This is a genomic window from Micromonospora sp. NPDC047670 (assembly GCF_043204915.1).
Classification (GTDB): Bacteria; Actinomycetota; Actinomycetes; order Mycobacteriales; family Micromonosporaceae; genus Micromonospora.
Window position 1 is genome coordinate 233,589 of sequence record NZ_JBIDDA010000009.1, and the last position, 11,106, is coordinate 244,694.

The window sequence follows — 11,106 nt, forward strand, 5'->3', positions numbered from 1 at the left end:
GCCGGCGCGCTGTCCGCGGCCCGGCGCACTCTTACACCACCTGCGCCGTTCCCGGTCTCGTCAGGTGACCCGCTGGACTACTCGGGTGGGGAGGCGACCAGTTCCACCTCGTAGCCCTGGCCGTCGGCGAGGTAGGCGGCGTAGGTCTGTGGGCCGCCGGCGTGCGGGTGGCGGTCGGGGAAGAGCAGGGTCCAGCCGTACGCCGGCGCGGCCTCGACCAGCCGGTCCACGGCAGCCGGCGGGCCGGCGTGGAAGGCCAGGTGGTTGAGTCCGGGGGCCCGCCGGTCGTGCCGCCGCCCGCGTAGCGCCGGCGACTGCTCCAGCACCAGGTACGTCGGGCCGAGCCGCCAGGAGCGGCCGGCCGGCCACTCCTGGTACGGCGTCCAGCCCAGCTCGCCGAGCAGCCAGCCCCAGCCGCGGATGGCGGCGGCCAGGTCGGGTACCCAGACCTCGGCGTGGTGCAGCGCGCCCACCGGCTCCTCCGGCGGGCCCGGCTGCCCCGTGGTCAGCGCTTGCCGCCCGGCACCCATAGCACATCGCCGCCCGGATTGGCCGTTCTTGACAGGATGAACAGCAGGTCGGAGAGCCGGTTGAGATACTTTGCCGGGAGCGAGCTGGTCCGATCGGGGTCGTGCGCGACCAGGGCCCACGCCGCCCGCTCCGCGCGCCGGGCCACTGTCCGCGCCACGTGCAGCAGCGCCGCGCCCGCGGTGCCGCCGGGGAGGATGAAGGAGTCGAGCTTGCTCAGGCGTGCGTTGTACTCGTCGCACCAACCCTCGAGGCGCTCGACGTACTCCTCGGTGACCCGCAGCGGCGGGTACTTCGGGTCCGGCTCGACCGGGGTGGCCAGGTCGGCGCCCACGTCGAACATGTCGTTCTGGATCGACGCCAGGACGCCCCGCAGCTCGTCGTCGAGCTGCCCGAGGGCGAGCGCCACGCCGATCGCGGCGTTGCACTCGTCGACGTCCGCGTACGCGGTGATGCGCGGATCGGTCTTCGGCACCTGCTCGTTGTTGCTCAGCCTGGTCATGCCGGCGTCGCCGGCCTTGGTGTAGATGCGCGTGAGGTGGACGGCCATGACGCACAGCCTACGGATACCGGACCTGACGATCCCGGCGCGCCCGGGCGGAGCCGCCCTGCGGCCGACCGGGTGGGGCCCCGGTGACGCCGGTCATCCGGCGGTCAACGACGTCGACGTCATCCGGGTGCGCGGCGAGGCCCGCCTGGCGGGCACGGTGCACGTGGTCGGCGCCAAGAACTCCGCGTTGAAGCTGATGGCCGCCGCGCTGCTCGCCCCGGGCCGCAGCGTGATCACCAACGTCCCGCGGATCACCGACATCGCGATCATGGGCGAGGTGCTCCGCCGGTTGGGCTGCGGCATCCACTTCGACGCCGACGACCCGGTCGACCCGATGGTCGCGAACGGCGGGGTCGCCCGGTCCCGGTCGGTCGTCATCGACGTGCCCGACCAGCCCGGCGCCGAGGCCGACTACGACCTCGTCCGCCGGCTGCGCGCCTCGATCTGCGTGCTCGGCCCGCTGCTGGCCCGCCGGGGGTACGTGCGGGTGGCGCACCCCGGCGGGGACGCCATCGGTTCGCGGGGGCTGGACATGCACATCGCCGGGCTGACCCGGATGGGCGCCGAGATCTCCGGCGAGCACGGCTTCGTGATCGCCTCGGCGCCGCACGGCCTGCACGGCGCGGAGATCGTGCTCGACTTCCCCAGCGTCGGGGCGACGGAGAACCTGGTCATGGCGGCGGTGCTGGCCCGCGGGGCCAGCGTCATCGACAACGCCGCCCGGGAGCCGGAGATCGTCGACATCTGCACGATGCTGAACCAGATGGGCGCGCGCATCTCCGGCGCCGGCACGTCGACCCTGCACATCGAGGGGGTGCCGGGGCTGCGGCCGGTGCGGCACGCCACGGTGGGAGACCGGATCGTGGCCGGCACCTGGGCCTTCGGCGCGGCGATGACCCGGGGGGACGTCACCGTGACCGGGGTGGATCCGCGGTTCCTGGAGGTCGCCCTCGACAAACTGGTCTCGGCCGGTGGCCTGGTGGAGACCCGGGGCGACGCGTTCCGGATCCGGATGGACGACCGGCCCAAGGCGGTGGACGTGGTCACCCTGCCGTACCCGGGCTTCGCGACCGACCTGCTGCCGATGGCGATCGGCTTGGCCGCCGTCAGCGACGGGGCCTCCCTGATCACGGAGAACATCTTCGACGGCCGGTTCATGTTCGCCAACGAGATGATGCGGCTGGGCGCGGACATCAAGACCGACGGGCACCACGCGGTGGTCCGTGGCCGGGAGCAACTCTCCGGCGCCCCCGTACGCGCCACCGACATCCGGGCCGGCGCGGGGCTGATCATCGCCGGGCTCTGCGCCGAGGGGGTCACCGAGGTCTCCCACGTGCACCACGTGGACCGGGGCTACCCGGACTTCGCCGCGGACCTGCGGGCGCTCGGCGTCGAGGTGGAGCGGGGCACCGCCCCCGAGGAGCCGGACCTCACCATCTGAGCCTCGCCGCCACCCCCGCCGTCGGCCGCGGCGACACGCCTTAGCATCCGTTCAGGCGTGCCGACTAGGGTGCTGGCAGACACTCAATCAGGCGAGGGAGAAGCAGATGGCGGGTCGACTCGCGGTCGTCGGGGCCGGGCTGATGGGCTCGGGCATCGCCCAGGTGGCGGCGCAGGCGGGCTGGCAGGTGACGCTGCGGGACCTGGACGACGCGACCACCAGGCGGGGCGTGGACGGCATCCGGAAGTCGCTGGAGAAGTTCGCCGAGAAGGGGAAGATCGAGGCGTCCGACGTCGAGGCGGCGCTGGGCCGGATCACCCCGACCACCGACCTGGAGGCGGCGGCGGACGCCGACATCGTCGTCGAGGCGGTCTTCGAGAAGCTCGAGATCAAGCACGAGGTGTTCCGGGCCCTGGACAAGATCTGCAAGTCCGACGCGATCCTGGCCACCAACACCTCGGCCATCCCGGTCACCCAGATCGCCACGGCGACCGAGCGGCCGGAGTCGGTCGTCGGCACCCACTTCTTCTCGCCGGTGCCGATGATGAGGCTCTGCGAGCTGGTGCGCGGCTACAAGACCAGTGACGAGACCCTGGCGACGGCGAAGGCGTTCGCCGAGGGGATCGGCAAGACCGTCGTGGTGGTCAACCGGGACATCGCCGGCTTCGTCACCACCCGGCTGATCAGCGCGCTCGCCATGGAGGCGGTCAAGCTGGTCGAGTCCGGCGTGGTCTCCGCCGAGGACCTGGACACCGCCTGCAAGCTGGGCTTCGGCCACGCCATGGGCCCGCTGGCCACCATCGACCTGACCGGCGTGGACGTGCTGCTCAACGCCACGAAGAACATCTACACCGACACCGCGGACGAGAAGTTCTTCCCGCCGGAGCTGCTCCAGCGCATGGCCACCGCCGGCGACCTGGGCCGCAAGACCGGCAAGGGCTTCTACACGTACTGACGCGGAGGCCGGGGGCCGCAGCGCTCTCCGGCCGACTCAGCGGACCGCCTCCGTCGGCGCGGGGGCGGTCCGGCGCAGCCCCGAGGTGAGCGCGACGGTGGCGGCCAGCGACGCCGCGGCGAGCAGCGCGACGGCCCGGTGCGCCGGGACCAGGTCCGCGACCGCGCCGGCGAGCGCCGCACACACCGCCTGCCCAGCCAACATGCCGTTGTGGTGCAGGCCGAGCACCTGGCCACGGGCCTCGGGTGGCGAGTGGGTGATGAGCCGCTCCTGCAACGGCAGCCCGGCGGCGAAGCCGACCGAGGCGACCAGTGCGACGACCATGGCCAGCGGTAGCGGCGGCGACAGCAGGAAGACCAGATAGGGGACTGCGAGCAGCAACCGCAGCGTGGGAACCCACCGCTCCCGGCGGGCCCCGGTGAGGAACCGCCCCACCACCACGTCGCCGATCAGCATGCCGAGGGCGGCAGCGGCGAACAGGAAGCCGGCGCGATCACCGGCGTACGGCACGAAGAGCGCCTCGCACCCGACGATCAGACCGCCGGGCACCCACAGGTTCAGGAAGAGCGACCGGCGGCCCCGGTCCGCCCAGAGTTCCCTGTTCACCCGGGCGGTACGCGCGATCGTCGTCCGCTCGGTGACCCGGACCGGGCGTTCGGACAGCCCGAACCAGCCCACCGCCGCGGCCACCGCCCGGAGCACCGCGGCGAGCAGGAACACCTGGTCCGGGCTCAGCAGGACGAGCAGGGCACCGGCCAGTCCGAACCCGGCGATCTGCATCACCCCGACGCTCGTGTTCATGGTGGCCCGGGCCAGTACGTAGGCGTCGGCCGGCAGGATCTCGGTGAGCAGCGCCCACCTGGCCCCACCGGTGATCGAGCCGACGTACGCGCTGAGGAAGATGATCGTGAACCGGGCCCACAGTGGCAGCCCGGGCACGGCCTGCACCGCCGCCCCGATGGTGACCAGCACCGCGGCGAGGGTCAACGCCCGGCGGGGCGGCAGGCTGTCCGCGGCCGACAGCAACGTCAGGCTGCCGAGCACGCCGGCCAGCGGCGCGCCGAACATGCTCAGCGCGGTGAGCAGCGCCGAGCCGGTCGACGCGTAGGTCAACGCGCCCAGCGCCAGCGCCGACGTGGTGTGCGCTGCGATCCCCGCGCAGTTGGCGAGGAACAGGTTGCGGAATTCACGGGCCGCGAACAGCTCTGCGTACGTTCTCACGGGCACGATCGTGTGGGGCACCGGGCGGATCTCGTAGAGTTACGTCTGGAGGCGAAACGTGGGAGTCTGGCAGGTGCCGTCCGACCTGGTCGCGCGGAGTCGCTTCACGGTGTCGCCGATGGCCGAGACCGTCGGCGCGCTGAAGGCGTTGCGCCGTCCGCACGTCCCCTGGGAGCAGGCCTGGCGGCGACCCCACGTCGACGGGTTCCGGGGGTTGCTGGCCGCCCGGCCGGTGGTCCGGGCGCTGGTGGCGGCGTCGTTCAACCTCCGGTGGGTCGCTGACTTCCTCACCATCGCGCCCGCTTCGGCGGACCCGACGTTCGCCGCCGAGCTGGCGGCCGTCGAGGGGTTGTCCGACGAGCGGATCCGGGCCGACCTGCGTGCCACCCGGCCGGGCCCGCTCGCGGCCGAACTGCTGGCGGACGGGCTCACCGGGCAGGTCGTGGAACTGCTCGACTGGATCTGGACGCACACCGTCGCGCCGGAGTGGCCGGAGCGGGAACGCCGGCTGCGGGCGGACATCGTGGCCCGCACCGCCGCCCTGAGCACGCGGGGCCTGGCCGGGGCGATCGTCGACATCAACCGCAACGTGCGGTGGCTGGGCGACGGCCGCCTCCAGGTGAACGACTACCCGGAGCCGCCGCTGTCGTTGCACGCGGCCGAGCAGCTGGTGTTCGTGCCGGCCCACTGCCGCCGCGGCTGGGTGGTCTGGGACGCGCCGGCCCGGTTCGGGATGGTCTATCCGGCGCGTGGGATCCTGGTCGACCCCACCTCGCCGGCACCGGACGGCCTGGCCCGGCTGGTCGGCGCGAACCGGGCGGAGATCCTGGCCCGGCTGGACGCGCCGATGAGCACCTCGCAGCTCGTGGTGGTGACCGGGCTGTCGCTCGGCACGGTCAGCGACCACCTGCGGGTGCTGCTGGACGCGGGCGCGGTCGGCAAGCGGCGGTCCGGGCGCGAGGTGCTCTACTGGCGTACGCCGCTGGGCGACGCGCTGGTGAACGGCGGTTGAGCAGGCCGGCGGTCAGCCGTCGCGCTTGGTGGTCCAGCGGAACGTGGTCAGGCACAGCACCAGGCCGATGACGCACCAGGCGCCCAGCACCAGCGCGACAGTGCCCAGCTCGAACGAGCCGCCCGGCTCCCGCGCGCCGAAGCTGTCCGGCAGGAAGACCGAGCGCAGGCCCTGGCACATCCACTTGAGCGGGAAGATCGCCGCCACCTGCTGCATCCACGCCGGCAGCTCGGTGAAGACGAAGAACACGCCGGAGATGAACTGGAGCACCAGCGCGACCGGCGTGACCACCGCCGAGCCGCTGCGGGCGGTGCGGGCCAGGGACGAGATGGCGATGCCGCACAGCGTGCAGGCGGTGACGCCGAGCACCGACACCCAGCCGAAGGTCAGCCACTTCGCGGCGGTGCCGGGCAGCTCCAGGTCGAACAGCGCGACCGAGACGGCGAGCAGCAGCGCGGTCTCGGCGATGCCGATGGCGACGACCATCAGCACCTTGCCGGCGAACCAGACCCACTTCGGCATCGGCGTGCCCCGGTAGCGCTTGAGCACCCCCCGGTCCCGCTCGATGGGGATCCAGATGCCGAGGTTCTGGAAGCTGACGGTCATCAGGCCGGTGGCGATCATGCCGGTGATGAAGTACTGCGTGTAGCTCACGCCCGGGGCGATCTCGTCGCTGAAGATCGCCGCGAAGATCAGGATCATGATGACCGGGAAGCCCATCGTGAAGACGACGGACTCCCGGCTGCGCAGGAACTGGGTGATCTCCAACCGGCCCTGGCGCAGGGTGAGGGCGGCCGGGCCGGGCCGGCGGGCCGGTGCGGCGGTGGCCGGCGGGGCGGGCTTCGTCGTGGTGGTCATCGGTGTCCGATCATGCGCAGGTAGATGTCCTCCAGGGTCGGCCGGGTCACCGTCAGGCCGGGGACCTCGCCGCCGAAACGCGCGGCCAGCTCCGCCACCAGCGCCGTCGGCGTCGCGCTCTCCGCCGTCTCCAGCGCCCCCTCCGGCGTACGCCAGGAGACCGTCGCCAGGGCCGCCTGCCGGTCGCCCAGCCGGTCCGGCGCGGCGACCTCGACCACCCGGCCGGCGGCGATCACCCCGACCCGGTCGGCCAGCGCCTCGGCCTCGTCGAGGTAGTGGGTGGTCAGCACGATGGTGGTGCCGGCGGCGGCCAGGTCCCGGATCAGCTCCCAGAACTCCCGGCGCGCCTCCGGGTCGAAGCCGGTGGTCGGCTCGTCCAGGAAGAGCAGCTCGGGGCGGCCGATGATGCCGAGCGCGACGTCGAGCCGGCGCTTCTGCCCGCCCGAGAGGGTGTGCGTGCGCGCCTTCGCCTTGCCGGCCAGCCCCACCCGCTCGATGACCTTGTCGGGATCGTCGGCGCCGGCGTAGAAGCCGGAGAAGTGGCGCACCACCTCGGCGACGGTCAGCTCGTCGAACTCGCCCGTGCCCTGGAGCACGATGCCCACCCGGGAGCGCCAGTCGGCGGCCGGCTGGGCCGGGTCGCTGCCGAGGACGCGGACCTCGCCGGCGTCGCGCTGCCGGTAGCCCTCCAGGATCTCCACCGTGGTGGTTTTGCCGGCGCCGTTGGGGCCGAGGAGGGCGAACACCTCGCCGCGGTGGATGTCGAGGTCCACGCCCGCCACCGCGACGTTGTCGCCGTAGGCCTTGCGCAGCCCCCGGACGGAGATCGCGAGCTCGTCATGCATGTCGTCAAGTGTGCGGCCTGGCCGTGGCCGCGGCCCCGCCGGGGTGTGGCGGTCCGGCCCATGTCGGGGGCTTCGCACCCGGCCGTCCGCTCCATGGATCTGTGTGGTTTTCCACAGCTCAGGTGACTGAACGGTAACTTAGACTCCCGCCATGGACGAGAAGGCTCTCCCGGGTCGGCTGCCCGAACGCGACCGCCCGTGGGTGATGCGCACCTACGCCGGGCACAGCTCGGCCGCCGCCACCAACGCGCTCTTCCGCCGCAACCTGGCGAAGGGGCAGACCGGCCTGTCGGTCGCCTTCGATCTGCCGACGCAGACCGGCTACGACCCCGACCACGAGCTCGCCGCCGGCGAGGTGGGCCGGGTGGGCGTACCGGTGGCGCACCTCGGCGACATGCGGGCGCTCTTCGAGGGCATCCCGCTGGCCGAGATGAACACGTCCATGACCATCAACGCGCCCGCGATGTGGCTGCTCGCCCTCTACGGCACGGTCGGCGCCGAGCAGGGGGCCGAGCTGTCCCGCTGCGCCGGCACCACCCAGAACGACATCATCAAGGAGTACCTCTCCCGGGGGACCTACATCTTCCCGCCGGCGGCGTCGCTGCGGCTGACCGCCGACGTCATCGCGTACACGCTGCGCGAGATGCCGCGCTGGAACCCGGTGAACATCTGCTCGTACCACCTCCAGGAGGCCGGCGCGACGCCGGTGCAGGAGGTCGGCTTCGCGCTCTCCACGGCCGTCGCGGTGCTCGACGCGGTCCGCGACTCGGGTCAGGTGCCCGCCGAGCGGATGGGCGACGTGGTGCAGCGGATCTCCTTCTTCGTCAACGCCGGGGTGCGCTTCGTCGAGGAGATCGCCAAGATGCGCGCGTTCGGCGCGCTCTGGGACGAGATCACCCGCGAGCGCTACGGGGTGGAGAACCCGAAGCAGCGCCGGTTCCGCTACGGCGTGCAGGTCAACTCGCTGGGCCTGACCGAGGCGCAGCCGGAGAACAACATCCAGCGCATCGTGCTGGAGATGCTCGGCGTGACCCTGTCCCGCGACGCCCGCGCCCGCGCCGTGCAGCTGCCCGCCTGGAACGAGGCCCTCGGCCTGCCCCGGCCGTGGGACCAGCAGTGGTCGCTGCGCATGCAGCAGGTGCTCGCGTACGAGTCGGACCTGCTGGAGTACCCGGACCTCTTCGCCGGCTCGCACGTGATGACCGCGCTGGTCGACGAGATCGTCGCGGGGGCCCGGGTCGAGCTGGAGAAGGTGCTGGAGATGGGCGGCGTGGTCGCCGCAGTGGAGACCGGCTACCTCAAGAGCGCGCTGGTCGCCTCGCTGGCCGAGCGGCGGCGCCGGATGGAGGCCGGCACCGACGTCGTGGTCGGGGTCAACAGGTACACCGAGACCGAGCCGTCGCCGCTGACCGCGGCCGGTGCCGAGGCCGTCGAACAGGTCGACCCCGCCGTCGAGGCGGCCGCCACGGCCTCCGTACGCCAGTGGCGGGCCGGCCGGGACGGTGCGGCCGTCGAGGCGGCGCTGGCCCGGCTCCGCGCGGACGCCGCCACCACGACCAACCTGATGCCGGCGACGCTGGAGTGCGTGCGGGCCGGGGTGACCACCGGCGAGTGGGCCGGCGCGCTGCGCCAGGTCTTCGGCGAGTACCGCGCGCCCACCGGCCTGGCCGGCGCCGCCGGGGCCGGTGGGGACGCCACCCTGGCCGCCGTCCGGGAGCGGGTCGCCGCCACCGCCCGCGAGCTGGGCAGCGGCCGGCTGCGGCTGCTGGTCGGCAAGCCGGGCCTCGACGGGCACTCCAACGGCGCGGAGCAGATCGCGGTACGCGCCCGCGACGCCGGCTTCGAGGTGGTCTACCAGGGCATCCGGCTTACCGCCGGGCAGATCGTCGCCGCCGCCGTGGAGGAGGACGTGGACCTGGTCGGCCTGTCGGTGCTCTCCGGCTCGCACCTGGCCGCGGTGCCGGCGGTGCTGGACGGGCTGCGCGCGGCCGGCCGGGCGGACCTGCCCGTGGTGGTCGGCGGGATCATTCCGGCCGGCGACGCCGAGCAGTTGCGCGCCGCCGGGGTGGCCCGGGTCTTCACGCCGAAGGACTTCGCCCTCACCGGCATCATCGACGAGCTGGTCACCGTCGTCCGGGAGGCCAACGGCCTGAGCTGAGAGAGGATCCCCTGTCGGCGCCGGGCGTCGACAGGGGAACTGTCCTGGCGGTCCGGGCGGGTCAGCGGGTGGTGTAGGTCATGCAGTCGGCCATGTCGTTGTCCGGGCCGACCTTGATCGAGGGCGCGTGGCACTCCAACTGGTCGTTGTGCCGGCAGTCCGCCCGCTGGCAGGCGCCGACCTGCGCGATGAGACCGTCCACGCCGGCCCGGACGGCGGGCATCTCGATGAACGTGTGGCAGTGCGCGTGGTCCGGGCTGCCGATCGTGATGGCGAAGGCGTGGCAGTCGTTGGTCTGGTTGTACGCGCAGGCCGCGACCACACACTCCTGGACGCGGGGCATCTCCATTGCTGCGGTCATCGCGGCCTCCTCTAGGGTCTTGCCTGATTTTAGGCTTTTGGAGGTGTTCACGATGCGGATTCAGCCCTGCCCGAGCACCTCCGACAGCGGAGCCGGCTCCAGACCGCGCTCGGCGAGCCCCGCCAGGATGTGTGGCAGCGCCTCGTCCGTCATCGGCGCGTTCGCCTCCGTCACGTGCAGGACGATCACCGAACCGGGGCGTACGCCGGTCAGCGCCGCCCGCACGACCGGCCGCCAGGACGTCGCGAACGGGTCGCCACTCACCACGTCGCCGTCCACCACGGTCAGCCCCAGCGGTGCCAGCGCGGCCAGCGCCTTCCGGTCGTGGCACAGCCCCGGGAAGCGGAAGTACCGGGTCTGCCGCCCGCCGTACGCGGCCACCACGTCGAACGTCCGCGCCACGTCCGCGGTCATCTCCCGCTCCGCGATGCGGGGCAGGCCGTAGCAGTCCGCGGTGAACGCGAGGTGCCCGTACGTGTGGTTGGCCAACTCGAAGCGCGGATTCGCGGCGAGCCGCCGGGTCACCGCCGGGTACTGCTCGACCCACTTGCCGGTCAGGAAGAAGGTGGCCGGGACCCGCTCCCGTTCCAGCAGGTCGATGATCCTCAGGTTCGCGTACGACCGCACCGCGCCGCTGCGCAGCTGGTACCGCATCGCGTCCGTCATGTCCGCGTCGAAGGTGAGCGCCACCTTGTTCCCCGTACGCGGCCCGTGGTCGACGACCGGCGGCCTGCTCCCCGGCGGCGTGGCGCCGGGCACCGTCGGGGCGGGGGTGGGTGCCGCTGTCGGCCCCGAGGGCGTCGGCGTGACCTCCGGCCCCGCGCCCGGAAGCCGGATGATGCCGGCGGTGGCCGGTGTGCGCAGCGGGGCCGGAGCGGCGAGGAGCGCCGCGGCGGCGACCACGGCGGCGACGGTCGCGGCCAGGGGAACGCGGGAGATCTTCACGGGCACCGGGAGATGATGTCAGCGCTTCGTGTTCTGCGTGTGCCCGGTGTGGGGGTTGTGGTTTCCGGTTCCGGTGGTTTTGCTGGTGGCGGTTTGGCTTGTGCTGCGGTGGGGGTTCATCTGGCTTTGCGCTGCGGTGGGGTGGTCGGCGTCGGCTTGCGGTGCGTGGGGGTGGGGGTGTGGCCCGCCGTGCCCGGCTCCGGGCGGTCAGGCTTGATCCCTGCGCCGGGCA

General features: G+C 72.9%; 11 protein-coding genes. 4 read left to right on the forward strand and 7 right to left on the reverse strand.

Going from position 1 to position 11,106, the window contains the following annotated elements:
- Positions 1 to 77: 77 nt before the first annotated feature.
- Both ACGF7U_RS22585 and ACGF7U_RS22590 read right to left on the reverse strand, forming a co-directional pair.
- Entirely contained in the window at positions 78 to 530 is a 453-nt protein-coding gene (locus tag ACGF7U_RS22585; RefSeq protein WP_393109600.1) for a VOC family protein, read from the reverse strand.
- Entirely contained in the window at positions 506 to 1,078 is a 573-nt protein-coding gene (locus ACGF7U_RS22590) for a cob(I)yrinic acid a,c-diamide adenosyltransferase (protein ID WP_393109602.1), read from the reverse strand. The genes ACGF7U_RS22585 and ACGF7U_RS22590 overlap by 25 nt, the downstream gene beginning before the upstream one ends.
- On the opposite strand from ACGF7U_RS22590, the gene murA reads away from it, so the two are divergent.
- Entirely contained in the window at positions 1,077 to 2,519 is a 1,443-nt protein-coding gene (gene murA, locus ACGF7U_RS22595; RefSeq protein WP_393109604.1) for a UDP-N-acetylglucosamine 1-carboxyvinyltransferase, read from the forward strand. The two genes, ACGF7U_RS22590 and murA, sit on opposite strands and share 2 nt — an antisense overlap.
- Positions 2,520 to 2,625: 106 nt before the next feature.
- Positions 2,626 to 3,474, forward strand: coding sequence for a 3-hydroxyacyl-CoA dehydrogenase family protein (locus tag ACGF7U_RS22600; RefSeq protein WP_393109606.1), 849 nt, complete (start codon positions 2,626 to 2,628; stop codon positions 3,472 to 3,474).
- Positions 3,475 to 3,510: 36 nt separating this feature from the next.
- Here ACGF7U_RS22600 and ACGF7U_RS22605 read toward each other — a convergent pair whose 3' ends face one another.
- Complete coding sequence (locus ACGF7U_RS22605; protein ID WP_393109608.1) at positions 3,511 to 4,695, reverse strand: MFS transporter; 1,185 nt, start codon at positions 4,693 to 4,695, stop codon at positions 3,511 to 3,513.
- Between the two features lie 58 nt (positions 4,696 to 4,753).
- Between ACGF7U_RS22605 and ACGF7U_RS22610 the strand changes: the two genes are divergently transcribed.
- Entirely contained in the window at positions 4,754 to 5,707 is a 954-nt protein-coding gene (locus tag ACGF7U_RS22610) for a helix-turn-helix domain-containing protein (RefSeq protein WP_393109610.1), read from the forward strand.
- A gap of 12 nt (positions 5,708 to 5,719) precedes the next feature.
- On the opposite strand, the gene ACGF7U_RS22615 is transcribed toward ACGF7U_RS22610, so the two are convergent.
- Both ACGF7U_RS22615 and ACGF7U_RS22620 read right to left on the reverse strand, forming a co-directional pair.
- Positions 5,720 to 6,565 carry an ABC transporter permease gene (locus ACGF7U_RS22615; RefSeq protein ID WP_393109612.1) on the reverse strand — a complete coding sequence of 282 codons (846 nt, stop codon included), beginning with the start codon at positions 6,563 to 6,565 and terminating at the stop codon, positions 5,720 to 5,722.
- Positions 6,562 to 7,410, reverse strand: a complete 849-nt coding sequence (locus ACGF7U_RS22620; RefSeq protein WP_393109614.1) for an ABC transporter ATP-binding protein — start codon at positions 7,408 to 7,410, stop codon at positions 6,562 to 6,564. Before ACGF7U_RS22620 ends, ACGF7U_RS22615 begins: the two co-directional genes overlap by 4 nt.
- 151 nt (positions 7,411 to 7,561) lie before the next feature.
- Here ACGF7U_RS22620 and ACGF7U_RS22625 point away from each other — a divergent pair, with 151 nt between their 5' ends.
- Complete coding sequence (locus ACGF7U_RS22625) at positions 7,562 to 9,568, forward strand: protein meaA (RefSeq protein ID WP_393109616.1); 2,007 nt, start codon at positions 7,562 to 7,564, stop codon at positions 9,566 to 9,568.
- Positions 9,569 to 9,629: 61 nt separating this feature from the next.
- Here ACGF7U_RS22625 and ACGF7U_RS22630 read toward each other — a convergent pair whose 3' ends face one another.
- Positions 9,630 to 9,929 carry a DUF1540 domain-containing protein gene (locus ACGF7U_RS22630; RefSeq protein ID WP_393109618.1) on the reverse strand — a complete coding sequence of 100 codons (300 nt, stop codon included), beginning with the start codon at positions 9,927 to 9,929 and terminating at the stop codon, positions 9,630 to 9,632.
- A gap of 60 nt (positions 9,930 to 9,989) precedes the next feature.
- Positions 9,990 to 10,880, reverse strand: coding sequence for a polysaccharide deacetylase family protein (locus ACGF7U_RS22635; protein WP_393109620.1), 891 nt, complete (start codon positions 10,878 to 10,880; stop codon positions 9,990 to 9,992).
- Between the last annotated feature and the right edge of the window lie 226 nt (positions 10,881 to 11,106).